At 66.5% G+C, this 26,612-nt stretch carries 26 protein-coding genes and 2 pseudogenes; 17 read left to right on the forward strand and 11 right to left on the reverse strand.

Translation table 11 applies throughout. From position 1 onward, the window contains the following. Position 1 precedes the first annotated feature (1 nt). A complete protein-coding gene (locus tag OL239_RS10515) occupies positions 2-805 on the reverse strand; it encodes an SDR family oxidoreductase (protein ID WP_268908895.1) in 804 nt (267 codons plus the stop codon). Next, a complete protein-coding gene (locus tag OL239_RS10520) occupies positions 802-1,971 on the reverse strand; it encodes an acyl-CoA dehydrogenase family protein (RefSeq protein WP_268908896.1) in 1,170 nt (389 codons plus the stop codon). The genes OL239_RS10515 and OL239_RS10520 overlap by 4 nt, the downstream gene beginning before the upstream one ends. A gap of 120 nt (positions 1,972-2,091) precedes the next feature. Here OL239_RS10520 and OL239_RS10525 point away from each other — a divergent pair, with 120 nt between their 5' ends. The 6 genes from OL239_RS10525 (at position 2,092) to OL239_RS10550 (ending at position 8,161) form a co-directional block, all read left to right on the forward strand. Continuing rightward, on the forward strand, positions 2,092-2,949 hold the full coding sequence (locus OL239_RS10525) for an enoyl-CoA hydratase (protein ID WP_268908897.1): 858 nt from the start codon (positions 2,092-2,094) through the stop codon (positions 2,947-2,949). Then, positions 2,946-4,124, forward strand: coding sequence for an acyl-CoA dehydrogenase family protein (locus OL239_RS10530; RefSeq protein WP_268908898.1), 1,179 nt, complete (start codon positions 2,946-2,948; stop codon positions 4,122-4,124). Before OL239_RS10525 ends, OL239_RS10530 begins: the two co-directional genes overlap by 4 nt. Beyond that, positions 4,121-5,089 carry an acyl-CoA dehydrogenase family protein gene (locus OL239_RS10535; protein WP_268908899.1) on the forward strand — a complete coding sequence of 323 codons (969 nt, stop codon included), beginning with the start codon at positions 4,121-4,123 and terminating at the stop codon, positions 5,087-5,089. The genes OL239_RS10530 and OL239_RS10535 overlap by 4 nt, the downstream gene beginning before the upstream one ends. A 7-nt stretch (positions 5,090-5,096) precedes the next feature. Beyond that, a complete protein-coding gene (locus OL239_RS10540) occupies positions 5,097-6,260 on the forward strand; it encodes an acyl-CoA dehydrogenase family protein (protein ID WP_268908900.1) in 1,164 nt (387 codons plus the stop codon). Between the two features lie 141 nt (positions 6,261-6,401). Further along, positions 6,402-7,268, forward strand: a complete 867-nt coding sequence (locus tag OL239_RS10545) for a CoA transferase subunit A (RefSeq protein ID WP_268908901.1) — start codon at positions 6,402-6,404, stop codon at positions 7,266-7,268. Continuing rightward, positions 7,268-8,161: a CoA-transferase subunit beta gene (locus tag OL239_RS10550; RefSeq protein WP_268908902.1), complete on the forward strand. Its 894-nt coding sequence runs from the start codon at positions 7,268-7,270 to the stop codon at positions 8,159-8,161. The genes OL239_RS10545 and OL239_RS10550 overlap by 1 nt, the downstream gene beginning before the upstream one ends. On the opposite strand, the gene OL239_RS10555 is transcribed toward OL239_RS10550, so the two are convergent. Further along, a complete protein-coding gene (locus tag OL239_RS10555; RefSeq protein WP_268908903.1) occupies positions 8,043-8,660 on the reverse strand; it encodes a TetR/AcrR family transcriptional regulator in 618 nt (205 codons plus the stop codon). The two genes, OL239_RS10550 and OL239_RS10555, sit on opposite strands and share 119 nt — an antisense overlap. A gap of 164 nt (positions 8,661-8,824) precedes the next feature. On the opposite strand from OL239_RS10555, the pseudogene OL239_RS10560 reads away from it, so the two are divergent. Next, a pseudogene (locus tag OL239_RS10560) lies at positions 8,825-9,924 on the forward strand (AMP-binding protein); the annotation flags it as partial. 174 nt (positions 9,925-10,098) lie between these two features. Next, positions 10,099-10,389: an AMP-binding enzyme gene (locus tag OL239_RS10565; protein WP_268911737.1), complete on the forward strand. Its 291-nt coding sequence runs from the start codon at positions 10,099-10,101 to the stop codon at positions 10,387-10,389. A gap of 112 nt (positions 10,390-10,501) precedes the next feature. On the opposite strand, the pseudogene OL239_RS10570 reads toward OL239_RS10565, so the two are convergent. Together OL239_RS10570 and OL239_RS10575 are read right to left on the reverse strand one after the other, a co-directional pair. Next, positions 10,502-11,721, reverse strand: a pseudogene (locus OL239_RS10570) (acetyl-CoA C-acetyltransferase). After that, a complete protein-coding gene (locus OL239_RS10575; protein WP_268908904.1) occupies positions 11,721-12,530 on the reverse strand; it encodes an SDR family oxidoreductase in 810 nt (269 codons plus the stop codon). Before OL239_RS10575 ends, OL239_RS10570 begins: the two are co-directional and overlap by 1 nt. Positions 12,531-12,854: 324 nt before the next feature. Between OL239_RS10575 and OL239_RS10580 the strand changes: the two genes are divergently transcribed. After that, positions 12,855-13,307 (forward strand): acyl-CoA thioesterase, encoded by a 453-nt coding sequence (locus OL239_RS10580; protein WP_268908905.1) that lies wholly within the window; start codon positions 12,855-12,857, stop codon positions 13,305-13,307. Here the strand turns inward: OL239_RS10580 and OL239_RS10585 are convergent. The 5 genes from OL239_RS10585 to OL239_RS10605 form a co-directional block, all read right to left on the reverse strand. Beyond that, the gene (locus tag OL239_RS10585) at positions 13,287-13,841 is read right to left on the reverse strand and encodes an MBL fold metallo-hydrolase (protein ID WP_329609195.1); all 555 of its coding nucleotides are present in this window, start codon (positions 13,839-13,841) and stop codon (positions 13,287-13,289) included. The genes OL239_RS10580 and OL239_RS10585 overlap by 21 nt on opposite strands. Further along, the gene (locus OL239_RS10590; protein WP_268908906.1) at positions 13,781-14,386 is read right to left on the reverse strand and encodes an MBL fold metallo-hydrolase; all 606 of its coding nucleotides are present in this window, start codon (positions 14,384-14,386) and stop codon (positions 13,781-13,783) included. Before OL239_RS10590 ends, OL239_RS10585 begins: the two co-directional genes overlap by 61 nt. Positions 14,387-14,430: 44 nt before the next feature. Then, a complete protein-coding gene (locus tag OL239_RS10595) occupies positions 14,431-15,204 on the reverse strand; it encodes an enoyl-CoA hydratase-related protein (protein WP_268908907.1) in 774 nt (257 codons plus the stop codon). Between the two features lie 79 nt (positions 15,205-15,283). Then, the gene (locus tag OL239_RS10600) at positions 15,284-16,021 is read right to left on the reverse strand and encodes a hypothetical protein (protein WP_268908908.1); all 738 of its coding nucleotides are present in this window, start codon (positions 16,019-16,021) and stop codon (positions 15,284-15,286) included. Between the two features lie 85 nt (positions 16,022-16,106). After that, the gene (locus OL239_RS10605; RefSeq protein ID WP_268908909.1) at positions 16,107-16,892 is read right to left on the reverse strand and encodes an IclR family transcriptional regulator; all 786 of its coding nucleotides are present in this window, start codon (positions 16,890-16,892) and stop codon (positions 16,107-16,109) included. A 124-nt stretch (positions 16,893-17,016) separates the two neighbouring features. On the opposite strand from OL239_RS10605, the gene OL239_RS10610 reads away from it, so the two are divergent. From OL239_RS10610 to OL239_RS10645, 8 genes are all read left to right on the forward strand, one after another. Further along, the gene (locus OL239_RS10610; protein ID WP_268908910.1) at positions 17,017-19,368 is read left to right on the forward strand and encodes an AMP-binding protein; all 2,352 of its coding nucleotides are present in this window, start codon (positions 17,017-17,019) and stop codon (positions 19,366-19,368) included. A gap of 2 nt (positions 19,369-19,370) precedes the next feature. Beyond that, positions 19,371-19,727, forward strand: a complete 357-nt coding sequence (locus OL239_RS10615; RefSeq protein ID WP_268908911.1) for a Zn-ribbon domain-containing OB-fold protein — start codon at positions 19,371-19,373, stop codon at positions 19,725-19,727. Beyond that, positions 19,724-20,134 (forward strand): MaoC/PaaZ C-terminal domain-containing protein, encoded by a 411-nt coding sequence (locus OL239_RS10620; protein WP_268908912.1) that lies wholly within the window; start codon positions 19,724-19,726, stop codon positions 20,132-20,134. The genes OL239_RS10615 and OL239_RS10620 overlap by 4 nt, the downstream gene beginning before the upstream one ends. Positions 20,135-20,396: 262 nt before the next feature. Beyond that, positions 20,397-21,308 carry a thiolase C-terminal domain-containing protein gene (locus OL239_RS10625; RefSeq protein WP_268908913.1) on the forward strand — a complete coding sequence of 304 codons (912 nt, stop codon included), beginning with the start codon at positions 20,397-20,399 and terminating at the stop codon, positions 21,306-21,308. Between the two features lie 16 nt (positions 21,309-21,324). Continuing rightward, on the forward strand, positions 21,325-22,542 hold the full coding sequence (locus OL239_RS10630; protein WP_268908914.1) for an acyl-CoA dehydrogenase family protein: 1,218 nt from the start codon (positions 21,325-21,327) through the stop codon (positions 22,540-22,542). Beyond that, a complete protein-coding gene (locus OL239_RS10635; RefSeq protein ID WP_268908915.1) occupies positions 22,523-23,644 on the forward strand; it encodes an acyl-CoA dehydrogenase family protein in 1,122 nt (373 codons plus the stop codon). Before OL239_RS10630 ends, OL239_RS10635 begins: the two co-directional genes overlap by 20 nt. Positions 23,645-23,745: 101 nt before the next feature. Continuing rightward, complete coding sequence (locus OL239_RS10640) at positions 23,746-24,120, forward strand: nuclear transport factor 2 family protein (RefSeq protein WP_268908916.1); 375 nt, start codon at positions 23,746-23,748, stop codon at positions 24,118-24,120. Between the two features lie 103 nt (positions 24,121-24,223). Then, the gene (locus OL239_RS10645) at positions 24,224-24,898 is read left to right on the forward strand and encodes a class I SAM-dependent methyltransferase (protein ID WP_268908917.1); all 675 of its coding nucleotides are present in this window, start codon (positions 24,224-24,226) and stop codon (positions 24,896-24,898) included. A gap of 28 nt (positions 24,899-24,926) precedes the next feature. Here the strand turns inward: OL239_RS10645 and OL239_RS10650 are convergent, their stop codons facing one another. Beyond that, entirely contained in the window at positions 24,927-26,519 is a 1,593-nt protein-coding gene (locus tag OL239_RS10650) for an ABC-F family ATP-binding cassette domain-containing protein (RefSeq protein WP_268908918.1), read from the reverse strand. Positions 26,520-26,612 lie beyond the last annotated feature (93 nt).

Consider the following 26,612-nt stretch of genomic DNA (forward strand, 5'->3'; position numbering starts at 1 on the left):
CTCAGGCCTGCTGGCTGCTTACTGACACGACTTCACCCGTCATGTACGACGAGTAGCCGCTGGCGAGAAACACCATGACGTTGGCGATTTCCCAGGGCTCGGCGGCCCTTCCAAAGGCCTCGCGGGAGGTGAGCTGCTCGAGCAGCTCATCGGAGGTGACCTTGGCGAGGAAGGGGTGCATGGCCAGGCTCGGCGAAACCGCGTTGACCCTGATTCCGTACGGGGCGACGTCGAGGGCGGTGGAGCGGGTCAGCGCCATGACTCCGGCCTTGGCTGCGGCATAGTGTGCCTGGCCCTCCTGCGCACGCCAGCCGATAACCGAGGCGTTGTTGATGATGACGCCTTTAGTGCCGTTGCGGACCATACGCCGTGCTGCGCCGCGCACGCTGCGGAAGGTTCCGGTGAGCGTGACGTCGAGGACCTTGGACCACTGCTCGTCGGTCATCTCCAGGATGGAGACGGTGCCTCCCAGCCCGGCATTGTTGATCATGACGTCAACGCCGCCGGCCTCCTCGGCGAGGTCCAGCAGTGCTTCGATGTGCTCCTCGACGGTAACGTCGCAGACCGCCCAGCGGACCCGCCCGCTCCCGAATTCAGCGCCAAGCTCCGCGGCGGAAGCCTCCAGCCGGCCGGCGTGGGTGTCGCCGAGGACCACCAGGGCTGCACCTTCTTCGAGGCACCGGCGCGCCGCCGCCGCACCGATGCCGGCTCCGGCGGCCGCCGTCACAATGACGCGCCGTTCCGTGAGCAGCCCATGGGCGGGAACATAGGCGGGAACGGGCTGTGCGGTGCGTGATTCGATCATGCGCGTGCCTCCTTAGGCAGGCCGAGGACACGCTCGGCAATGACATTGCGTTGGATTTCGTCCGAGCCGCCGTAGAGGGTGTCCGCGCGGCTGAACAGGAAGAGGGTTTGGAGGGCGTCAAGCTCATACGGCGCCTCGGCTACGGTCAGGCCTGCCGGTCCGGCGACTGCCATGGCCAGTTCGCCCAGCGAGCGGTGCCAGGGAGCCCAGAGCAGCTTGGTGATGGAGGCCCCGATGCCCTGCTCGCCGCTCAGCGTGCGGAGCCCGTGAAGCCGGAGCATCTCCAGCCCCATGTGTGCCTCGACAATCTGGTCCTGGATGATCGGATCATTGATCGCTCCGTTGCTGCGGGCCAGTTCGACGACGGCGTCAAGTTCGCGCTGGAAGGCGATCTGCTGCGCCAGGGTGGAGACGCCTCGTTCGAAGCCGAGGGTTCCCATGGCGACCGACCAGCCGGAACCCGGCGTGCCGACAACGAGGTCCTCGGCGGTGACGGCACCGTCGAAGAAGACTTCGTTGAATTCCGAGGTGCCGGTGAGCTGGAGGATGGGCCGGATTTCGACGCCGGGCTGGTCCATGGGGACCAGCAGGTAGGACAGGCCCTCGTGCCGGCGGGTTCCGCCGCCGGTGCGGGCAATCACAAAGCACCAGTCGGCGTGGTGGGCCAGGGACGTCCACACTTTCTGCCCGTCGATCACCCACTGCCCGTCCTCGAGCCGGGCCTTGGTGGACACGTTGGCCAGATCCGAGCCTGCCCCCGGTTCGGAATAGCCCTGGCACCAGAGTTCCTCGACCGCCACGATGCGCGGGAGGAACCGTGCCTGCTGCTCCGGGGTTCCATAAGCGATGAGCGTGGGGCCGAGCAGTTCCTCTCCGAAGTGGTTTACACGGGCGGGAGCATCAGCCCGGGCATACTCCTCGTGGAAAATCACCTGCTGGAGCAGGCTCAGGCCCCGCCCTCCGTGTTCCTTCGGCCAGCCGACGCAGCTCCAGCCGTGTTCGGCGAGGTGGCGGTTCCATTCCAGGCGCTCCTCGAAGGCCTCATGTTCCCGGCCGGATCCGCCGAGCCCGCGCAGGTGCGCAAACTTGCCGGCCAGATTGGATTCCAGCCAGTCCCGGATTTCCCGACGGAACTCGTCGTCTTCCAGTGAATAGTTCAGATCCACGAAACACCTTTCATCGCCCACCGCCATTGGTCATAAAGTCGAGCTTCGCCTATGCTAGCAAACCAAGCACTTGTTTGGTGAACTCCATCACAGCGGGAAGTGTCTCAGAGAGGAGCCACGATGAAGAATGACGATTCCGGCGAGGTTGTAACGTACGAGGTGCGCGGTTCCGTGGCCTTCGTCCGGCTGAACCGTCCCGAATACCGCAATGCGCAGAATTCGAAGGTTACCTACGCACTGGACGCCGCCTTTACCGCTGCAGTCCAGGACGATGCCGTGAAGGTCATTGTGCTCGCCGGCAACGGAAAGCACTTCTCCGCCGGGCACGACATCGGCACTCCGGACCGTGACATCGACCAGAGCTTTGAGCGCAAGGCCGTTATGTGGTGGGACCACGTGGGCGCAGAGGGCGTGGACTCCCGTTTCGCCCGGGAGTCCGAGGTGTACCTCGGCATGTGCCGGCGCTGGCGGGAAATTCCCAAGCCCATGATCGCCATGGTGCAGGGCGCCTGCATCGCGGGCGGGCTGATGCTGGCCTGGTCCTGCGACTTCATCGTTGCCAGCGACGACGCGTTCTTCTCGGACCCCGTGGTCCGGATGGGCATTCCGGGAGTGGAGTACTTCGCCCACCCCTGGGTCATGAACCCCCGGGCGGCCAAGGAGTTCCTCTTCACCGGCGACCGCTTCACGGCCCAGCGCGCCCACGACCTGGGCATGGTAAACCACGTTGTTCCCCGCGAGGAACTGGAGGACACGGTGACGGCCATGGCCGAACGGATCAGCGCCATGCCCCGCCTCGGGCTCGCCCTCGCCAAGAAGGCCGTCAACCAGTCGGAAGACCTGCAGGGTCTGCGTGCCGGCATGGACTCGGTCTTCGGGCTGCACCATGCAGCACACGCACACAACGCGGAAGTCAGCGCCGATTCGCTGGCGGGAATGGGAGTCAAAGGCATGCGGGATGCGGCGGCAGCCAAATGAACCTCGATCTGACAGATGAGCAGCTTGCGTTTGCCGCCGAGGCACGGGCCTGGCTGGCTGAACATGTCCCGGCGGCGCCGCTGCCGTCGATGGATACGGCCGAGGGCTTCGCCGCCCACCGGGAATGGGAAGCCACCCTGGCCGGGGGCCGCTGGTCGGCCGTGGCCTGGCCCGAGGAGTTCGGCGGCCGCAATGCAGGGCTGGTGGAATGGGTCATCTTCGAGGAGGAGTACTACCGCTCCGGCGCCCCCACCCGGGTAGCCCAGAACGGCATCTCGCTGCTGGCCCCCATCCTGTTTGAACACGGGACCGATGACCAGCGCACGCGCTATCTCCGCGCCATGACGGACGGTTCCCTGATCTGGGCACAGGCCTGGTCCGAACCCGGTGCAGGCAGCGACCTGGCGGCGATCCGCAGTACCGCCCGCCGCGACGAGGCACGGGGCGGGTGGCTGCTCAGCGGCCAGAAGACGTGGAGTTCACGCGCGGTCTGGGCCGACCGCGGCTTCGGGCTCTTCCGCAGCGATCCCGCCGCGGACCGGCACCGCGGGCTGACCTATTTCCTGTTCCCGATGGACGCCCCGGGGCTCACCGTGCGCCCCATCGCCCAGCTGGACGGATCCACGGGGTTCGCCGAACTGTTCTTCGAGGACGTTTTTGTGCCCGACGCGGACGTTCTGGGGGCGCCGGGCGACGGATGGCGCGTAGCCATGAGCACCGCCGGCAACGAGCGCGGGCTGTCACTGCGCGCTCCGGGCCGCTTCTGCGCCGCCTCCGACCGCCTGATCGACCTCTGGAAGACCGGGCAGTACGAGGACCCGGTCGCACGTGACGCCGTGGTGGATGCCTGGATCAAGTCGGAGGCGTACCGCCTGTATACCTGGGGCACCGTGAGCACCCTGCAGGACGGCGGCGACGTCGGAGCCGAGGGCAGCGTCAACAAGGTGTTCTGGTCCGAGCTCGACATTGCCCTGCACGAAACGGCGCTGACCCTGCTCGGCCCCGCGGCCGAACTGCGCGGCGCTCCCGCGCCGGCCGATGGACGCTGGGTGGATGACTATCTGTTCGCCATTGCCGGGCCCATCTATGCGGGCACCAACGAGATCCAGCGCAACATCATTGCGGAACGTCTACTCGGCCTCCCCCGCGGCGGCGACGGCAGGAGAAAATCATGAAGTTTGTGGTGAATGAGGAGCAGCAGGCGCTGGGAGAGGCTCTCGACGACATTATCGAGAGCGCCGGCGGAACGAAAGCCGCACGGACCTGGGCCGACGGTGACACCGCCGGCGGCCGCGCACTGTGGGCACAGCTTGCCGAGCTCGGCCTGTTTGGCCTGTGTGTTCCGGAGTCCGACGGCGGAATGGGCGGCACCGCCGTGGACCTCGCGGTGGCCTTCGAACGGCTGGGCTACCACGCAGTCCCCGGTCCGTACATTGAAACGGCGGCACTGCTGCCCGGGCTGGTTGCTGCAGACGTGCTCAGCGGGATCATGGACGGCTCCGTTATGGCCACCGCCGCCGTGCCGGGCATTGCACCGTACGCGCTCGACGCGGCCGTCAGCACCCACAAGTTCGTGGTGCAGGCAGATTCCATCGCAGCGGCCGAATCCGGGCCCGGCATTGCCTCGGTGGACCGCACGCGGACACTCTCCGAACTTGCCGCCGTCGGCAGGGGCGCCGCGCTGGATCCGGCAGCGGTCACCCTGGCCATCGACCGTGCCACGCTGGCCTGCTCGGCGATGCTGCTCGGAGCGGGTGAGCGGCTGCTGGCCGAAGCCGTCTCCTATGCCAAAATCCGCGAACAGTTCGGCCGGGCGATCGGCGAATACCAGGCGCTCAAGCACCAGCTCGCCGATGTACGGGTGGCACTTACCTTCGCCCGTCCGCTGATTCACGGCGCGGCGCTGGACCTCGGGGGCCCGGACAGGGCGCGCAGCGTTTCCGCGGCCAAGATTGCCGCCGGAGACGCAGCCAATCGTGCCGCACGGGTGGCGCTCCAGGTCCACGGCGCCATCGGCTACACGGAGGAGCACGACCTGGGCCTGTGGATTACCCGTGTCCGCGCCCTGCTGGGCGTGTGGGGCACGCCCCGGTACCACTACTCCCGCCTCGCAGCACTTCTTTTGGCTCCCACCTCCTGAGGACACCATGGACTTCTCACTGACCGATGAACAGAATGAGCTCGCCAGGACCGCCCGCGCCGTGCTCAGCCGCCACGCAACCTCCGCCGCAGTACGCGCCGCAGCGGCCTCCGAGACCGGATACGACGTCGACCTGTGGCGCGTCCTGACCGAGGAGGTGGGCGTTGCCTCGCTCGCCATTCCCGAGGAATACGGCGGAGCCGGGGTGACCTGGTTCGAGACCGGGCTGGTACTGGAGGCGCTGGGCTATTCCCTGGCCCCCAGCCCGCTGCTTGGCTCCGCTGTGCTGGGCGCCGCGGCCATCCTGGAGTCCGACGACGAGGACGCCAAGCAGCGGCTGCTCCCCGGAATTGCCGAGGGCAGCTCCATCGCGGCGCTGGCCTGGGCGGACGGCCACGGGCAATGGAACACTGCATCCCCTTCCGGCCTGGCAGCCACCGCCGGCGAGACCTGGACGCTGGAAGGAACGGCAACCCTCGTGCTTGACGGCGGCAGCGCGGACACCATCATCGCCGTCGCCGCAACCCCGGACGGGCCCGGCCTCTTCGAGGTGCTTGACGCCGGCGCGGTCGGCCGGGTGAACACTCCGGCCGTGGACACCACGCTCCGCTTCTCCACCCTGACGTTTTCCGGGGTTCCAGCCCGGCTGCTTCGCGCCGACGCCGCGCCGGCACTGGAGAGAATCCGCGACATCGCCGTCGTTGCCGTCAGCTGCCTGCAGGTGGGCACCGCCCAGCGCGGACTCGACATGAGCGTGGAGTACTCGAAGCAGCGGGTTCAGTTCGGCCGCCCGATCGGCTCGTTTCAGGCGCTCAAACACCGCATGGCCGACATGCTCCTGCAGGTGGAGACGGCGCGCACCACGGCGTGGGCCGCCGCCTGGTCGGCGGGAACGGATGCCGCGGAACTGCCCGAGCGGGCCGCCGCCGCAGCGGCCTGGTGCTCGGATGCACTCGATCACGTGGCGTCGGAAACCGTGCAGCTGCACGGTGGTATCGCGATCACCTGGGAACACGATGCCCAGCTGGTCTTCAAACGGGCCCACGCCACCGGCCAGCTGTTCGGGGCCGCCCGCGAGCACCGGCGCCGTCTGGGCGGGCTGCTGGGCATCACCCCGCAGCCCGCCGAGGCATCCGCGGAACGGCTGGATACGGCCCCCGCTACGCTGTGACCGTATTCTCCTGTTGCCGCATACCGCCCGTCGTAACGTGCTGCCAATCCTGCGCGCCGCCGGGACGGCGTCACGGGGCCATGCTAGTCTGGCTCCCAAACAAGCGCTAGGTTTCGCAACGATGCGGGAAAAGAGGACCGGATGCCCGATAAGAGGATTGGACTGAGTGAGGCGGTTTCGTCCATTGAGTCAGGAATGACCATTGGCATCGGAGGGTGGGGATCGCGGCGAAAGCCCATGGCCGCGGTCCGCGAGCTCCTGCGCAGCGACGTCACCGACCTGACCGTCGTCGCCTTTGGCGGTCCCGACGTCGGTCTCCTGGTTGCCGCGGGCAAGGTCCGCAGGCTCATTTACGGCTTCGTGTCGCTGGACAGCATCGCCCTGGACCCGCTGTTTACCGCAGCCCGTGAACGCGGCGAGCTGGAAATCAATGAGTACGACGAAGGCATGTTCGTCACCGGGCTTCGCGCCGCGGCCGCGCGGCTGTCCTTCCTGCCGACGCTGGCCGGCATCGGCTCCGATGTCATGGCCGCCAACCCGCACCTCAAGACCGTCGGCTCCCCCTACTCCGACGACGAGTATGTTGCAGTGCCGGCGACCCCGCTGGACGTGGCGCTGATCCATGTGAACCGCTCGGACAGCGGAGGCAACGCGCAGTTCCTGGGTCCGGATCCGTACTTCGATGACCTGTTTGCCATGGCCGCCGAGCGTACGTTCGTGACCACCGAGAAGATCGTGGAAACCCAGGACCTGCTGGACGAGGGCTCGTTCCACACGCTGATGCTCAGCCGGATGTACGTTACCGGCGTCATCGAGACACCCCGCGGGGCGCACTTCACTACCTGTGAGCCGGACTACGGCCGTGACGAGGCGTTCCAGAAGCACTACGCGGCGTCAGCCAAGGACCCCGACAGCTGGCGCGCCTTCGTTGCCGAGTTCCTCGGCGGCGACGAGGCCGGCTACCACGAGGCGGTTGCCCGCTTCCACGCAGTACAGGAGAAGAAGTAATGAGCGCAGACCCCACCATCGCCGAAATCTGCATTGCGGCGTGTTCAGACACCTACCGTGAATCCGGTGAGATCCTCGCACATGCCGTCGGAACGATTCCGACCATCGGAGCCAGGCTCGCCAAGCTCACCCACGCCCCCGACCTCGTCCTCAGCGACGGGGAGGCTTTCATGATGAGTGAGGCGCCGCCGCTGGGCAAAACGGCCGCCGGCGGTGGAATCATCGAGGGGTGGGCGCCGTTCCGCCGCATCTTTGACATTGTGGCCAGCGGCCGGCGGCAGAGCATGATGGGTGCGAGTCAGATTGACCGCTACGGAAACCAGAACATCTCGCTGATCGGCGACTGGAACAAGCCCAAGCGCCAGCTCATCGGCGTCCGGGGAGCCCCGGGTAACACAGCCAACCACCGGGTGGATTACTGGGTCTCCCGGCACAGCGCACGCCTGTTCGTCGAAGCGGTGGATATGGTTTCGGGCGTCGGAAATGACCGGGCCCGTGCCGCCGGCACGTCCATGCGGTTCCATCACTTGGGCGTGATTGTCACCAACCTTGCCGTCCTTGGCTACGACGACGGCGGCCGGGTCACAGTACTCTCCGTCCATCCGGGCGTGGATCCCCAGGAAGTCATCACCAACACCGGGTTTGCGCTCGACGTGGAGGGTGCACCGCTTACCCGCTTTCCCACGGACGAGGAGCTGCACCTGATCCGCGAGGTGCTGGATCCCCGCGGAGCCGGTCCAGGGAAGTCCCGAACTAGACCGGCTCCTGAACGAATCAGTCCTGCAGGAGGCCTGAGTGGATCAGCTCGAGGAAATGGCGGCCGGCGCTCTCAGCGGAGTGCCGGCCGCCCGGGCGGAACCAGCGCACCGTGGACCAGACGGCGTCACGAATGAACCGGTAGGTAATTGCCGAGTCAAGGTCGGCGCGGAAAACGCCCTCGCGCTGGCCCTCCCGGATCACGCTCAGCCAGATCGACTCGATCCGGGCGCCTTCTTCGGCCACGAACTCGAAACCGGGAAGGTTGGCCAGAAAGGCGGACTCGTTCTGGTAGATGCCCACGGCGTCGGGCTGCTTTTCGATGGTGACAAAGGCAGTCCGGACGAGTTCATCAAAGACATGCCGCGGCCCGCCGCCTGCGGCGGCAATTTCCTCCGAGCGCTGCCGCAGTCCGCCCTGGAAGGACCGCAGAATTTCTTCAAGGATCGCTTCCTTGGAGGAGAAATGATGGTACAGACTGCCCGAGAGGATGCCCGCTTCATCGGCAATGTCGCGCACGGTCGTCGCGGAGTATCCGCGGGTGGCGATTAGGCGTCCGGCTATCGAGAGCAGCTGCTCGCGGCGCTCGGACCCCTGTTCTCCGGCGGTAGGTGCGGTCTTCTTACTGGCAGCCATCAATTCTCCTCTTACATTTATTTACCCAAGCACTTGTTCAATTCTCTCGCATTCTAGGCACGTTACTGTATTAGCCGCGCCACTGCGTTCTTTGTCACATGGAATGAAAGGATTCCTCAATGCATCTCTCCGACGCACGGACCATTCCCCAGCTTCTTGCCGACATGGACCGGCTTGGCGACCACCCCGCCGTCGTCACCGCAGGCACTGCCGTTTCCTATGGTGAGCTCAGCGGCCGTATCCGCGAGGCCGGGTGCGCCTACCTCGCGCAGGGCGTCAGCCCGGGCGACAGGGTGGGCCTGTGGGCCCCGAACCGGCTGGAGTTCATTCTCGCCATGCTGGGTGCGCAGTCGGTCGGGGCGGCAGTGGTCCCCTAAACACGCGCTACACCGGACACGAGGCCGCGATGATCCTGCGGCGCTCCGGTGCTTCCATCCTGGTGGTTGCTGACGATTTCCTCGGCCGCCGGCCGCTGGAAGCGCTGCGCACAGCGGCTGCTGATGCGCCCGGCGACGGGGCTCAAGAACCGGGTGGGTTCCTTCCGGTGCCGGGATTGCCGGCGGTACGGCTTGTCGTGCGGCTCGACGGCACGGCGGATGAGCCCGGCGAAAGCAGCTGGAAATCCTTCCTCGCAGACGGCACAGGTCAAGAGGAATCTTTCGCTGCGGCGGCTGCCGCGGTACAGCCCGACGACGTCGTCGACATCCTGTACACCTCCGGGACCACCGGTCTTCCCAAGGGCGTCATGAGCGCGCACCGGCAGACGCTCGGCGTAGCCCGGGCGTGGGCTGCAGGCGCTGAGCTGTCCTCCGGGGACCGCTACGCAGTGGTCAATCCGTTTTTCCACGGTTTCGGCTACAAAGCAGGGGTGATCGCCGCGCTTCTGGCCGGGGCCACGATCTATCCGGTGGAAACCTTTGATGGCTCCGCGCTGCTGGAGCTGGTCCAGACCGAACGCATCAGCGTCCTGCCCGGCGTGCCCACCATCTTCACCTCGCTGTTGAATCACCCGGAGCTGAAGAGCTATGACACCTCCTCCCTGCGCTTCGCCATTGCCGGCGCCGCAACGGCCCCGGAGACCCTGTTCCGGGACATGTCCGAGGTGCTTGGCTTCCGAACCGTGGCGCAGGCCTACGGCATGACCGAATGCGTCGTGGCGACCCTGTCCCGGCCCGGTGAATCCTTGGAACACGCCAAGCAAACCACGGGCCCGGCGGTTGCCGGCGTCGAAATCCGTGTCGTCGACGCAGCCGGGGCTGATGTGCCCGTGGGCGAAGACGGCGAGATCCTGCTCCGCGGTGACAACGTGATGCTGGGGTACTTCGATGACCCGGAGGCCACTGCGAATGCCGTGGACGGCGGGGGCTGGTTCCACACCGGCGACATTGGCCGGCTGGACGAGCACGGGTGCCTGAAGATCACGGACCGCTTGAAGGACATGTTCATTGTGGGCGGCTTCAACGTCTACCCGGCGGAGATTGAAAACGTGCTGCGGCAGCACCCCGCCGTCAACGAATCCGCCGTGGTCGGCGTCGACGACGAGCTGATGGGGTCGGTGGGCCGGGCCTACGTTGCCCTGCTGCACGACGCCGATCCGATGCCGGGCGCTGATGACCTTGCTGCGTTCTGCAAAACCAGGCTGGCGAATTACAAAGTGCCCCGCAGCTTTGTCATCGTCAATGATTTCCCGCGCAACAGCACCGGCAAGGTGCTGAAATCAAAACTGTGAGCCGGTAACCCGGCACTGATCGTCAGCGCACAAGTAAGGGCGGTTGCAGGATTCCCTGCAACCGCCCTTTCGCGTCCGGGCAGCAGGCCCGGGACCGACATAACAGCCAGCGCTAGCTCAGCCGCTCCAGGATCATGGCCATGCCCTGGCCGCCGGCAACGCACATGGTCTCCACGGCGAACTGCTCGTCCCGCTCCTGCAGCGCGTGGATGGCTGTCGTCGTCATGCGCGCCCCGGTCATGCCGAAGGGGTGGCCCAGGGCAATGGCGCCGCCGTTGACGTTGACCTTGTCCGGGTCGATGCCGATGTCGTCGATGGAGGGCAGCACCTGGGCGGCGAAGGCTTCATTGAGCTCCATAATGTCCATGTCGCCGATGGACATCCGCGCATTGGCCAGGGCCTTGCCCACGGCATCAACGGGGCCCAGCCCCATCAGCTCCGGCGTCATGGCCGCAACGCCCGTCGACACGATGCGGGCCAGCGGCGTCAGGCCCAGTTCGGCCGCGCGGCGGTCGCTCATGATCACCAGGGCCGCGGCGCCGTCGTTCAGCGGACAGCAGTTGGCGGCCGTGACGGTGCCATGCTCGCGGAACACCGGCTGCAGCGTCGAGAGCTTCTCCAGCGTGACGCCGGCGCGCGGGCCGTCGTCGGTGGAGACAACGGTTCCGTCAGCCAGGGTAACCGGGGTGATGTCGGTCTTCCAGAAGCCGCGGGCCGCTGCGGCCTCGGCAAGGTTCTGGCTGCGTACGGCCCATTCGTCCTGCGCCTCACGGGAGACGCCGCGCAGCTGTGCCACGTTCTCGGCCGTGTCGCCCATGGCAATGTAAATGTCGGGGTGTTCTCCGCGTTCGCGGGGATCGCTCCAGCGGGCCTCGGGGTCCTTGGCCATGGCCTTGGTGCGCTCCATGCCGTCAAAATACGCCGGGTTCTTCGTATCCGGCATGCCGTCGGACTTGCCGAAGCCGAAGCGCGAGACAGTCTCGACGCCGGCGGAAATGAACACATCGCCTTCGCCGGCCTTGATCGCGTGCAGCGCCATCCTGCTGGTCTGCAGGGATGAGGAGCAGTAGCGGTGCACCGTCGTGCCGGAACGGAATCCAGGCCGAGCTGCATGGCGACCATGCGGGCAATGTTGTAGCCCTGCTCCCCCGCCGGCTGGGCGCAGCCCATCATCAGATCATCAATGGTTGCGGGGTCGAGCCCGGGAACGGCGTCGAGGGCCGCCCGGACCATCTGCGAGGCGAGGTCATCGCCGCGCATCCCACGCAGCGAACCCTTGTTGGCCCGTCCAATGGGTGAACGTACCGCAGAGACAATTACCGCTTCGGTCATCAGTGTGCTCCTTCTACTTCATGAGGTTTAAGAATCTCGGCGTGCGGCGTGTGCGCCAGGAAAGCGGGCCATTCGCCGCCGCCGTCGACGTCGAGCACTGCTCCGGTGATATGGCTGGCCAGCGGTGAGGCGAGCATGACGCAGGCGGCACCAATCTCGGCCGGACGGGCCAGCTGTCCGCGCGGAATGGTTGCCGCCACGCGGGCGTAGCTGTCGGCGTCCCCGTAGTGGTCCGCTGCACCCTCAGTGGCCACCAATCCGCAGCTCACTGCGTTGATCCTGATGCGCGGCGCCCACTCCACGGCCAGACTGCCGGTCAGGCTTTCCAAGGCGGCCTTGGCTGCCCCGTAGACCGCAGTACCGGGGCTGGGCCGGCGGGCGCTGATCGAGGTGATGTTGATGATCGATCCGCCCTGCTCCTGTGCCATCATGACCGGGTGCACCGCGTTGGCCAGCTGTGCTGCCGACAGGAAGTTCAGCTCGGTGATTGCGCGCTGGTAGCGCGCCGAACCCGCCTCAAAGCGTCCGAAGGGCGAGCCTCCGGCATTGTTGACGGCTACGTCGATGCGCCCGCGGCGCCCGACGACGTCGGCCACCCAGGCGCGCACCTGCGCATCATCGCGCACGTCAACGGCGCTGAAATTAACTGCCTGCCCTGCGGTTCCGGCTGCCGGTTCCGGTTCTGTGCGGCCACAGATTTCGACGACGGCGCCGGCGTCGACGAACGCGTCGACAATGCCGGCACCCACACCGCGTGCGCCTCCCGTGACGAGTACAACCCGGTCTGTGAGATCGATAGTGATCGACATCGGTTTCCTGCCCTCTCCTCCGCGACGGTGCGGATAGCCCACCCTACCAATCAAACGCTAGGTTTGTCTTCGTTGAAGGCCGTCCGTGTCGGGGCTACGTTTCCCATGAGCGCCGTCTTTGGTGCGGAGTGCCAGTCATTCTCAGCTCCCGGCACCGGTGACGACGACGGCGTCGCCCAGGCGGATTCCAAAGCCCCGCCCTGTCATGGCGTGCTCCCTTGGCGGCATGGAAGACAAGCACTTGCTTGTGTAATGTTGCCAGCATAACCCGGGCCCGCATCCGTGACGGCAGGAGCCGGATACTGCGAATGACGGGGTATGGCGATGACGGATTTTCACACCGACGAAGTTCCCGCGGAGCGGGGACCGCTACTGCACGAACACACGCAGCGGCTGAGCTACGCGGACACGGACCCTGCAGGGATCCTGTATTACGCCGCCTGGTTTCCCCGCATGGAGGCCCTGCAGACGGAATACCTGTTCCTGAACGGCCTGCGGCAGGACACACTGCTGGAGCGGTTCGGCTGGTGGACCGTCTCGAGGGCAACCCACTGCGACTACCTGCTGCCCGCCAAACTCTTCGACGAGATCACCGTCGAACTCCGGGTGGGCAAAATCGGCACGTCCTCGGTGCGGTTCGACTTTGAAATGTGGCGCCGCGCCGACAACGCCCTGGTGGCCACGGCATCCAACTGGCTGGTAAGCGTCTCCCCGGATCAGCGGCCCATCCGGCTGCCGGCCGTTCTGCGGGAGTGCCTAGTCGGAAAGGACGGCTGAAGCGGACCCCGAAGGCTCCAGCGCGGGGTAACGACCAACAAAATCGGCCAGGTGCGGGCTTCGCGCCAGCTCCAGATGCATCTCGGTCTGCCGCAGTGCTGCATGCAGGAAGAATCCGTACAGACGGGACCAGCCTGGCCCGTGCAGCAGCCGCGCATAGTCCCACACCGGCGTGTCCCCCAGCTCCGGCAGCAGATCCGCAATGCGCAGCGTGCGCCGCAGCTGGTGCACGGAAATCTCAGCTGCCCGTGCGTCGAGCCCGCGGAAGCGGAACTCATGCCCCGGCAGCACCTCATACCTGCCGAACCGCCGCAGGGACTGCAGTGACGTCAGGTAATCAGGCAGCGGCTGGTCTCCGGGGAGTGCACCGAGCCCAAACCCGGAGTGGATCTGCGGCAGTATGTGGTCACCGCTGTAGAACAGTCCCCGGTCATCGTCGGCGAAACATAAATGGCCCCCTGTATGGCCGGGTGTCACCACAGCTGTGAGGCTGTGTCCGCCCAGGTCCAACACGTCGCCGTCATCCAGCAGCACGTCCGGCTCAATGTCGGAAAAATCGGGTGTGTGCGCAAAGGCAGCGACAAGCTCGGCGCGGCGCGCAGCGGGCACCCCCATGCCGACAGGACCCGGGTATACGCCGCCGGGCTCCGCAGTCCGGGACTGAGCTGGTACGTCAGGACCGCCCGTTCTTCACGCGAGAGCACCACCTTGGCACCGGTCATGGCTCTGAGTGTGGAGGCGATGCCGAGGTGGTCAGGGTGGTGATGGGTGGCGACGACGGTGGACAGGTCTCCGAGGGCAAGCCCGATCAGCCCCAGGGACCGGCGGAGGGCATCAAGGTTTTCCGGTGAGTCCCACCCCGGATCCAGAAGGGAGAACGACGCCGAGTCCGCGCTGACCAGTACATAGCTGAGCGTGTGGGTGACGCTGCCCTCGGGGATGGGCGCGGCTATCGCCCACACCTTGTCCGCAACAGGTTCAGGCTGCGGCAGCAGCCCGGACTGCAGTGCGGTTAGCTGCGCGGCGCTCGTTGGGCGGACACTGCGTGCCCGATCGGCAGGCACTCCGCTGCCGCTCACGGACAAAGCCCTGCGGGCACTTCTGGCATGACAACCAACCGCCTTCAGCCGCGCTCGCCGCGGAAATCCACCGGCTTCCGGGCCAGGAATCCTTCGCGGGCCCGTGCGTACTCCTGCGTGCCCAGCAGGTCCGACTGAATCTCAAGCTCCCGGTTCAGTGCAGCCTGCAGGGCGGGAGCTTCCGCGGCACGCAGCAGACGTTTGGTTTCTGATACCGCCGCGCGAGGCGCGGAGCACAGCCGGGCGACGACGTCGTCGACCCGGGAAGCAAGCCGATCATCGGGAACCACCTCCCCCACCAGTCCCCATTCGGCGGCGAGGGCCGCCGGAATCCGTTCCCCGCCAAACGCCATGCGCGCGGCTCGAATCCGGCCCGCGCCGGCTACGACGGCGTGGGTTGCCCCGCCGTCGGGCACCAAACCCAGGGGCAGGAAGGGAAGAAGGAAGAAGGCTGATTCCGAGGCCAGCACCAGATCGCAGGCAAAGGCAATGGAGGCACCCACGCCGGCAGCCGGACCGTTCACGGCGGCGATCACCGGCGTGGGAATCTCGGCAATCAGGGAGACCACCTCGGCCGCAGCGGCAACGGTGGCTCCCGTAACGTCTGTGCCAAGGTCGGCGCCGGTACAGAAGGCGCGGCCCGCTCCGGTGATGACGACGGTGTCCGCATCCCGGGACGCTTCCAAGGCTGCGGAGAGAGCTGCAAGCGCTGCGGTGGACACCGCGTTGAGGGTGTCCGGCCGGTTGAAGCGCAGCCACACCACCCCCTGGTTCGATTCAATGCTGACGAGGCTGTCGGTGGAATCTGTTAGCGCCATGTGCGCTCCGTTCGGTTGAGATGGCAGGTGCGGTTGGGATGGCAGGGTGGTGTCCGGCGGACGGGGACGGGCCGGAAAGTTACCAGTCCTGCCACGGAATGATCGTCTGCAGCGGCGACGCGAACAGCACTTCGCCGGTGTTCCGAGGGGCGTCAGGTGCAGCGTTCACGCCCTGTTCCGTCTGTGCGACGGCCCGGGACACCCGGCCCGGATCCTCGTCCAAGTAGAGCATCCGGATTCGCAGGCCGCCGGCAGGCTCGGACACCGAACCTTTGAACGGCAGGGTGCCGTGCTGCTGCGGATGGCTGAAGGAGAACGTCCAGGCACCGGCCACTCCGTCTACGTTGAGCAGTTCCGGAATCAGGCGGGTATCTTCCCAGGCGAAGGCGGCGTGTGCGTCCCGGCTGTGGGGCTCGGGGTGGCGCGTCAGGGTCAGGTGCATCCCGCGGTTGGGACGGTAGGGCAGGACGTCCGGATCAACCAGCACCCTTGGCGCTGCATAGCCCTTGACCGGTCGGAAGAAACCGAGAAGCGGCCGCCGGACTCCCGGAATGATGGGACCGCGGCCCCATTGGAACGAAGCTTCGCCAAGTCGGTCCCAGGCCGCGATGCTCTCCTCCACGGGAGACCGGAACCAATACATCGCCACGTAGTCAGTTCCGTCCACCGCGGTTCCCCGAACAGGTTCCGCTTCCTTGCCGGTGCGCGCCCAGCGGTCCCCCCAGGCAACGCCGGGAAGGGCGAGGTTTTCCGGCCGGTGGTCCAGCTGATGCCAGCGGTTGTAGGTGCCGTGTGACGTGGGATCCGTAAGTTCCACAAACGAAAAAAGGCCATTTCGGCGAGCATGCGACTCCTTTATCTAGCGTTTGTTTGGTTACCGTAGCAGAGCCTGCTGCCGGGCTTCACCGCGCCCTGCCGATGCTCTCGTTGCCGAGCCCCGCACTGATGTCCGCGGCGGCGTTCAGTACCAGCGGGCCGGTGACCTGCTCGGGGATGGCTCCCCGGTGGGCCACCGACACCGCACCGACCGGTCCCCCGGGACCGATGATCGCGGCGCCCACCGAGCTGACCCCGCTGGCATGGCGGCTGCCGTCCCGGCAGGCCAGTCCGCCGCGCCGCCGAACAGCGGCAAGCTCCCGGTGGAGCTCTTCGCGGCCGCCCGGCCGGTTCACCCCGGCGAGGTCAATGACGGCGTCCACCTCCTCCGGCTGGAGCCAGGAGAGCATTGCCATGCCTGCGGTGGATTCCGGAGCGAAAATTCTGGTTCCTATCCGGGTGGGTACGCTCGACTGCGCGCCAACGCCGGTTCTGTCCACGTAGTCCACAAATCCCCGGTGCATAATTCCCAGATGCACGGTGTAACCGGTGGCGGCGGCCAGCTCACCCAGTACCGGTGATGCGGCTTCACGGAGTCCGTCAAAATCCGACAACACGCCGCGGTACGCCAAACGCGGACCAAGCACATAGCCCCCGGCATCCTGAGTTACCCAGCCCAGGTCTGCCAGCTGGCGGAGCAAACGGAAGGTTGTCGACCGTGCGAGGCCGGTAATGGCGGCAACTTCTTCGAGCAGGAGGTGGCCGGGCGCCTCGCCCAGGCAGTCCATGATCAGGGTGACGCGTTCCAGAACACCGCTGCGGGGCAACGGGCCTTCGGGCTGCGCATCATCGAACGGCTGTGCATCAGTCATGGGTACAGCCTGCCGCGCGCTATGCCCGGGTCCGGTCTGATTCCACTGGGTGGGACAGCGGCGGAGCGGGGCCGAAGTTCACCTAGCGTGGAGCCAAACATAGTGACAACAGGGAGAAGATGCGGTGCGAACGTACGCAGAAGTGGTGAGAAGCCGCGCGCAGGATGAGCACGAGGGCCTGCGTTTTGAAGGCCGGAGCTGGAGCTGGGCAGAGGTTATCAACGAGGCCTCAACCCGGGCCGCCGTTCTCGGCACAATCGGGCCGGGTGACGGACGGAGCCAGGTCCATGTGGGAATCCTGCTGCAGAACACCCCCGACTACATCTTCTGGCTGCTTGCCGCGGCGCTGAGCGGCGACGTCGTCGTCGGCATCAATCCCACCCGGCGCGGCGCAGAACTTACCCACGACATGATGCACGCAGACTGTGATCTGCTGGTGAGCGAGCCCCTGTATCTGGCCGCTGATGACCGGCCAGACCTGCCGGTCCCCGCGGACCGCATCTTCGATGTGGAATCCCGCGCCTATGCAGAGCTGCTGGCCAGCCATGCCGGGGCTGCCCTCCCCGCGGATATCCCGGACCCGTCCGCAATCTATCTGCTGCTGTTCAGCTCCGGGTCCACCGGAGCGCCCAAAGCCGTGATCTGTACCCAGGGCCGGCTCGGCACCGTGACGCCCAGCCTGACGGACCGCATTTCGCTGCACCGCGGATCGGTCAGCTACCTGCATCTGCCGCTGTTCCACGGCCACGGCATCATGATGAACCTGGCAACCGCCGCTGAGGCCGGTGCCACGGTTGTCATGGTCCGCAAGTTCTCGGCCAGCCGCTTCTCCCGCGACATCCGGGAGAACAAAGTGACCTTCGTGAACTACGTCGGCCGCGTGCTCAGTTACATCCTGGCCCAGCCGGAAGACCCGGCCGACGCGGAGAACTGCCTCGAAGCAGTCTTCGGCTCCGAGGCGTCCCCGGCGGAAGCGGAAGCCTTCCGGACGCGGTTCGGATGCGAGGTCCGCGAAGGCTTTGGATCCAGCGAGGGCATCATCCGCATCGTTCCCGTTCCGGGCACTCCCGCCGGTGCGCTGGGCCTTCCCGCTGCGGGCATGACCGTGGAGATCCGCTCCGCCGACGGCGCCGAATGCCCCCGGGCGCAGTTCGACGGCGCCGGCCGCCTGCTCAACGTCGAGGAAGCCACCGGTGAGATTGTGGTGGTTGGAGCCGGTTCGCGCTTTGAGGGTTACTACAAGAACCCGGAAGCAATGGCCGACCGGCTGCGGTTCGGCGGCGACGACTTCTGGACCGGGGATCTGGGATACCGCGATGAGGAAGGCTACTTCTACTTCGGCGGGCGGACATCGGACTGGCTCCGGGTGGACGGTGAGAACTTTGGCACCGCCCCCATTGAGCGCATCATCTCCCGGCACCCGGCATTCTCCGGTGTACATGCCTATGCGGTACCCGATCCCCGAACGGGTGATCAGCTTATGTGCACCCTGGTACTCAACCCCGGCGCCGAATTCGATCCCGTTGACGTGGCAGACTTCCTCGACGCCCAGCCGGACCTGGGCACGAAGTGGCGCCCACTTTCATCCGTGTTGTCGATAAGGCCCCGACAACAGCCAACGCCAAGATCGACAAGGCGCCGCTGCGCAGGGTGGCCTGGGAAGCCGAGAATGTCTGGTGGGCGCGGAACCGCAGCAGCGCCTTCATCCGCCTGGAAGAAGAACACCGCGAAGGAATCCGCGCCGAATTCATTGCCGCAGGCCGCATTAGTCTCTGCCCGCAGCATCGCAGGCACTCGTCGGGGCCGTTGGCGCCGTTGGGGCCGGTGCCCGATGACGACCTTCGAACAGGAACTGAGCGCGGAGGCGCTGCAGCGATTTGTCGGGACCGTCGCCGAGCCGCCGCGGGTGGCACGGTACGGGGTTTCGGAAGCGATGATCCGGAACTGGGCCGAAGCCCTGGATGACCGGAACCCGGTCTACGTGGACGAGGCGGCGGCACAGGAAAGCGGCCGCAGCGGCATCATCGCTCCACCGGCCATGGTGTCCACCTGGGTCATGTCCGGATACCGCCGGTGGCGCGAGGTACAGCGAGCCCGCGCGGCAGGCATTGCGGAGCAAACCCCGTACGCCGAGCTGCTGTCCCTGCTGGACCGGGCCGGCTACACCTCGGTGGTCGCCACCCGGATGGAGCAGGAGTACGAGCGGGAACTGACCGTCGGCCTGCAGATCACCTGCCACATCACCATCGAGTCCATCACCGGACCGAAGCAGACGGGACTCGGTGAGGGCTACTTCATCATTCTCGGCAAACGCTACGAGGACGCCGATCAGGAAACCATCACCACCGAGCGGTTCACGCTGCTGCGGTTCCGGCCCAAGGAGGGCTCACGACAACCCCGGGTACTGCAGTTCCACCCATTGTGCGCACGCACGACAACCTGTTCTGGTTCGAGGCCGCGGCCGAAGGGCGTCTAGTGGTGCAACGCTGCACCGACTGCACCACGCTGCGCCATCCGCCGGCGCCAACATGCCCCAAGTGCCGCTCCTTCGAGTGGGACTCTGTGGAGTCGAACCGGCAGGGCACCCTGCACAGCTGGACCGTTGTGCATCATCCCCAGGACCCCGCCTTCACCTACCCCCTGCTGGTCGGCCTGGTTGACCTCGACACCGGAACGCGCCTGGTGGCGGACTTCGAGCCCACCGACCATGACCTGCTGGCCGTCGGCTGCCCGGTGGAGGTCTATTTTGCCGAGCATCCGCGCGGCGAGATCCTGTCGCGGCTGCGGCTCCGCCGCTCAGAAACAGCAGACGCACAGCAGCAAGGAGTGTCATGACCACGAACGGTTTCGCACCGGGAGACCTGCTCCCCGAACTGAAGATTCCCGTTGACCGCGCCTTCATTGTGGCCGGCGCCATCGCCTCCCAGGACTTCGAGGATGTGCACCATGATCCGGATGCGGCTGTCCGCCGCGGCGCCCCCGATGTCTTCATCAGCATCAACACGTCCAACGGCGTTGTCAGCCGCTACATCACGGACTGGGCCGGACCCGCCGCGCGGCTGCGTTCCGTGTCGCTGCGCCTGGGCATGCCGCTGCACCCGGGCGACGTCCTGCACCTCACCGGAGAGATCACGGCCGGCGACGGCGACTCCGCCACCGTGAACGTGACGGGAACCCATGCCCGCGGAATGCACCTCACGGCAACGGTCAGCCTTCAGCTGCGGACGGAGCGTGCGGCATGAGCGGATTCTCCGGCCGCGCGGCGATCGCGGGCATTGGTGCCACTGAATTTTCCAAGGACTCAGGCCGCAGCGAATGGCGCCTGGCCTGTGAGGCGGTCCTCGCGGCCCTGGCCGACGCCCGGATCGGAGTGGAGGAAGTTGACGGCTTCTCCCTGTTCTCCATGGAAAACAATCCGGAGATTGCCGTTGCCCGGGCGCTCGGCATCCCGGAGCTGAAGTTTTTCAGCCGCATCCCGCACGGCGGCGGAGGGCCTGTGCGCCGGTGCAGCAGGCGGCACTGGCAGTGGCCAGCGGCGTTGCCGACGTCGTCGTCGTTTACCGCGCTTTCAACGAGCGCTCCGGCCACCGTTTCGGCTCCGGCCCGCCCCAGTTCGCCTATGCCAGCACCACCGACCAGGAGTACCGCAACTGGATTAATCCGTACGGTCTGCTCACCCCGGCGGCGCAGGAGGCCTTCCTGGCCCGGCGGTACATGCAGGAATTCGGGGTCACCAGCGCCGATTTCGGCCAGATCTCCGTGCTGTCGCGCAAGCATGCTGCCCGGAATCCGAAGGCGTGGTTCCACAACCGGCCGATTACGATCGAAGACCACCAGGCCTCGCGGATGATCGCCGATCCGCTGCGTCTGCTGGACTGCTGCCAGGAGACGGACGGCGGGCAGGCACTGGTTATCGTTAGCGCCGAGCGTGCCCGGGATCTGCCGCATCCGCCGGCCATCATTACTGCCGCCGCTCAGGGCGTTGGCCCGCAGCAGATCTCCATGTCCAGCTACTACCGCGACAACATCGACGAAATGCCCGAAGTTGAACTGGTCGCCCGGCAGCTGTGGCAGCAGGCCGGCCACGGACCCGAAGGCATCGATGCCGCCATCCTGTATGACGCCTTCACACCCATGGTCCTGCTCCAGCTCGAGGAATACGGCTTCTGCAAGCGCGGGGAAGCCAAGGACATGATTGCCGACGGCGCACTGGAGCTCACCGGCAGCCTGCCCATCAACACGCACGGCGGGCAGCTGGGCGAAGGCTACCTGCACGGCGTGAACGGGATTGCCGAAGGCGTGCGCCTGATCCGCGGAACCTCGACCAACCAGCCGGATAAAACCCTCTCAAACGTGCTGGTCACCGGCGGGTCCCCCGTGCCGCACAGCGCCCTCATACTTGCCACCGACCATTGAGCTACAGGAGTGAAATATGAACCCCGACCTCTCACCGGCATCGAAGCAGCTGCGCGCTGACCTGCGCGACTACTTTGCCGAGATCATCAGCGAGGAGGATGCCCGCGACCTCGTCGACCAAACCGAAGGCGGCCCGACCTTCACCCGGATCCTGAAGCAGATGGGTGCCGACGGCTGGCTCGGCCTGGGCTGGCCGAAGGAATACGGCGGCCGGGGCGAAGACCCCGAGGCGCAGTTTGTGTTCTATGACGAGGTGATCCGCGCCAATGCGCCGCTGTCCCTGGTCAGCCTCAACACCGTTGCGCCGGCGCTGATGAAATACGGCACTCCGGAGCAAAAGGAGTTTTTCCTTCCGCCCATCCTCGCCGGCGACTTGACCTTCGCCATCGGCTACTCCGAACCCGGAGCCGGGACCGACCTCGCGTCGCTGCGGACCTCGGGCCGGATCGAGGGCGACGAAATGGTCATCAACGGCAACAAGCTGTTCACCAGTGCCGGCATTTTCGCCGACTGGGTTTGGCTGGCCGTCCGGACCGACCCCGATGCGCCGCGCCACAAGGGCATTTCGGTGGTCATGGTGCCCACCTCGGCTCCGGGCTTCTCTGCCACCGAGATCCACACCGTGGGCGGCATCAGCACCGCCGCCACCTATTACGAAGACGTCCGGATTCCGCTCAGCAACGTCGTCGGTGAACTGAACGGCGGCTGGCGGATGATCACCAACCAGCTCAACCATGAGCGGGTGGCGCTGGCAGCCCGCGGCGGCATAGCCAACGAACTTTACGGCCAGGTCGCTCAGTGGGCCCGCGCCGAGCCGCTCGGCTCCGGCCGCGTCATTGACCTGCCCTGGGTCCGATCGACGCTGGCCGAGGTCTATGCCCTGCTCTCCGCGGCGGAGCTGGTAAACCTCCGGCTGGTCGCCGACGTCGCGGCCGGTACCCTCGGCGGCGGCGATGCAGCGGCGGCGAAGGTGATCGGCACCGAGACCGTGGTGGAGGTCTACGGCAAGCTGCAGGAAGTGCTCGGCGTTGCGGGGCTGCTGCGGGCCGGTTCCCCGGGAGCTGCCATTTCCGGACGCGTCGAGACTCTGGCGCGCCGGGCGCAGAACAACACCTTTGGCGGGGGCAGCAATGAGGTCCTGCGGGACATCGTCGCGGCCAAGGCACTGGGAATGACACTGGCGGCACGCCGCCAAGAGAAGAAAGAAGACGCGCATGCAGTTCGAACTCGATGAGGATCTGCGCGAAGCCGCGCAGTTAGCCGAAGAAATTTTCACCCAGCTGGCCGATCTCCAGCGCGTGCGGGACGTCGAGCGGGAGCTCGGCGGACATGACGGCAAGCTCTGGGCCGCTCTGGCCGAGAGCGGAATCCTGGGGCTGGCGCTGCCGGAGGAACACGGCGGCTCCGGTCTGGGCATGCTGGCGCTGGCGGCGGTGCTTGAGCAGCAGGGACGCCGGGTCGCCCCGGTACCGCTGGCCGCCGCGGTGGCGATGGCGGCAATGCCGCTGGCGGCATGGGGCACACCGTCGCAGTGTGAACGCTGGCTTCCCGCGTTCCTCGACGGTTCGGCACTGATCGTGGGTGCCATTGACGCCAGTGTTGACGGAGACAACGCAATACGCGGGGAGCGGGACGGCTCGGGATGGAAGCTCTCCGGAACACTCTCGGCGGTGCCGGGCGCCACGGCCGCTGATGCCCTGCTCGTTCCGGTGACGACGGATACCGGTGTGGCCGCCGTCCTGCTCCCCACTGACCGCGAAGGCGTACACCGGGAGAGCATCGCCGTTACGCATCAGGGGGCTGCGGCTACGGTGGTGCTGAGCGGCGTGCACGTCGACGGTGACGAGCTGCTCACCGGCGGCAGTGCAGCCATCCGGCAGGCGCGCCTGCTCGGGCGCATCGCACTGGCGGCGGTCCAGGCGGGAGTGTGTGACGAAGCCATCGCCATCACGGCCGCCTACACGTCCGAACGCATCCAGTTCGACCGCCCGCTCTCCACCAACCAGGCTGTCTCGGCCCGCGCCGCTGACGCCCATCTGGATGCGGAACGCATCAAGCTGACCACGCGCCGGGCTGCCTGGCTTGTGGACCAGGAGAGCGACGACGCCGAGTCGGCCTCGCTGGTGGCTTCCTGGTGGGCGGCGCAGGGCGGCCTGCGGGTTGTGCACACGACCCAGCACCTGCACGGCGGCATGGGCGCCGACATCGATTACTCGATCCACCGCTACTTCCTCTGGGGACGGCAGAATGCGTATTCGCTGGGCAGCGCCCCCGCGCTGCTGGCCGAACTGGGTTCGATGGTCGAAACCCTGCCGATGATTGGCGCACCGGTTTAGCTGCGGCTGACCGGCGGGCGGGAGCGGCTCCGGACTCGGGGCCGCTCCCGCCCGTTTGCTGCCCGCTTCCTGCCCATGAGAAGCTCCAGTACCCTCAGGGCATGACAGCGCTGGACCTCACGTTTTTGCTCGCCCTTGAGCACCGCGGCTGGGATTCCCTCTGCCGGTCGGAGGGCGGGACCTTCTACGGCGATCTGATGACGCCCGACGGTGTGATGGTTCTCGTCAACGGCATGGTGCTCGGCCGCGACGAGGTTGCCGGATCCCTTAATCATGCCCCGCCCTGGGCGTCCTACACGCTGTCGGGGGCGCGCGTTGTGCCGGTCGGAGGGGATGCCGCTGCCCTCGTCTACCGGGCGGCAGCTACCCGCAAGGGACAGTCCGAACCCTTCACCGCACTCATGTCCAGCGTCTACTCCTTGGCTGGAGGGCAGGTGCGGCTCGCGCTGTACCAGCAGACGACCATTACCCACTGATCTGTTTTGCTGTTCCGGCAACACCGCTTGCCCCTGGGGGCTGGTGCCGGGGACCATGGTCTTGTCCGGCCGTCGCGGCGAAGGCCATCAGCAAGGGGTTTAAGTGGAACACGCAGGCGAAAGCCATTCCCGGGAGCACACATTCGACAAGGATTATTGGGAACGCCATTGGCAGGAACGCGGGACTGACCCTGCGGCTACGCCGGGAGCTGCACCGAATCCGCACGTGGTGCGTGAAACTGCCGGTCTCGTTCCGGGCACCGCCCTCGACGCCGGTTGCGGGACCGGGACGGAAGCCCTCTGGCTGGCTGCCCGCGGCTGGCGGGTTGTCGGTGCGGACATCTCCGCGGCCGCCCTCGCTGAGGCCTCGGCACAAACCGCGGCCCGGTCTTTGGCAGGGTCGGTCAGCTGGGTCGAGGCGGACCTGGTGTCATGGGCGCCGGAGCAGCAGTTTGACCTCGTGGTCGCAAGCTATGCGCACCCGGCGATACCGCAGCTGGCGTTCTACCGCCACATCTCGGAGTGGGTGGCGCCCGGCGGCACCCTCCTCATCGTCGGGCACCTGCACGCGCATTCCGCCTCGCACCGGCACGGGGATGCCGGCCAGCGGCCGCCGATTGAGGCAACCGCCGGCCCGGAAGGAATCACGGCGCAGCTCGACTCCGCACAGTGGAAGATCATCACTGCAGAAGAACAGTCCAGCACCCCGCCGGGGCACCGGGGCGGGAACGCCCCGGTGCTGAACGACGTCGTAGTGAGGGCTGTTCGGCAGAGCTAAGCCATCCCTCGGCAGCCCGGGCTCCCCTCTAAGCGACCCGGAGCTCGATCTCTCCGGGAGCGGCGCCGTCGGCACCGAACACCAGGTGCCGGTTGGCGATCTTATCGGTGAAGAACCGGTCGTGGCTGACCACGACCACCGCGCCGGGGAAATGCAGCAGTGCCCGTTCCATCACCTGCGTGCTGGAGAGATCCAGGTGGTTGGTGGGCTCATCGAGCAGCAGCACCGAGGCGCCGGAAAGCAGGCACTGGGCCATGGCCACCCGGGCCTTCTGCCCGCCCGAGAGGTTGCCGATTTTCTGCTTCAGGTCCGCTTCGGAGAACTGGAACATGGTCAGGAACCGGTTCACCGATTTCTTGGTGGCGGTCAGTGCCAGGCTGTCCGGCATGGCGTTGACCGCGTGGGTGACGGTATCGCCGTCATCGAGCTCGGCCAGCACCTGGTTGTAGGAAACCATTCGCGCCCCGTTGGCCCAGGCAACCTTGCCGGCGTCGGGCTTCTCTTCGCCCGTCAGCACGCGCAGCAGCGTGGTCTTGCCGCTGCCGTTGGAGCCCAGGACCACCAGCCGGTCGCCGCGCCGGATCTCGAAGCTCAGGTCCTGGAACAGGGTTCTATCGCCGTAGGTCTTGGCCACGGACTCCACCCGGCACAGGTTGTCCTTCACATGCAGGCCGCCGTAGATCTCGGTGATGATCTGATCCACCGGCCGGGGTGCGCGGGCCTTCTTAATTTTGGCGAGCTTGCCGTCCAGGGCGCCGCCGCCGGCCTTGGCCGCCTCGCGCCGGTCCGAAATCCCTTCGGCCTCAAACGCCAGGAGTTCGGACTCATGCACAAACTGCGATTCCAGCGCCTTGAGCCGGAACTGCTTCTGGATCACGTACTCGGCAAAGTTTCCGGGGTATTCGTGCAGGTGATAGTTCTCCACCTCAATGATGCGCGTCACCACGGAGTCCAGGAACTTACGGTCGTGGGAGACGACGACGGCGGCGCCGCGGAAGTCGCGGAACCAGCCTTCCAGCCACTCGACTCCGGCGACGTCGAGGTAGTTGGTGGGCTCATCGAGCAGCAGCACATCCGGGGCTTCAAGCAGGATCTTGGCCAGCGCCGCGCGGTTGCGCCACCCGCCGGAGAGCGCGTCGATGGGACAGGTGCGGTGCGCTTCGCTGAAGCCGAGCGTGGTCAGTGCGGCGTCGATGCGGCGCGGGTAGTCCCAGCCGTCCAGCCGGTCCATCGACTCGAACAGTTCGGCCTGCCGGCGGATCAGCCGGTCCATGACCCTCGGTTCCGGATCACTGCCGATGGTCTCGTCAATGGCGGCAAGCTCCGCTTCAACGGCCTTGATCTCTCCGAACAAGGAGTCGAGCACTTCGGTAATGGTGGACTCGCCGTTCAGCTCGGAAAACTGGGAAAAGTAGCCGATCTTCAGTCCCTGCTCGAGGGAGACCGTGCCGGAGTCCGGCTCGACCTGTTCCAGGATCAGCTTCAGGAGGGTCGACTTGCCCGAACCGTTCTTGCCGATCAGCCCCACACGGTCCTTCGGGTCCAGGCGGAAGAAGGCCTCACGCAGAATCTGCGTCTTCTCGAAGCCAACGTTGACGTCCTGCAGCCGGATCAGGCTCATACGGGGGTGTCCTCTCGGGGAATGGTGCGGGTAATCGGCACCGGCGGTCCGGAGGGACCGGCCGGCGGTACGTGCCGTTGACCAGCACCTCAT

This window comes from Arthrobacter sp. ATA002, from assembly GCF_026898095.1.
GTDB lineage: Bacteria > Actinomycetota > Actinomycetes > Actinomycetales > Micrococcaceae > Arthrobacter_B.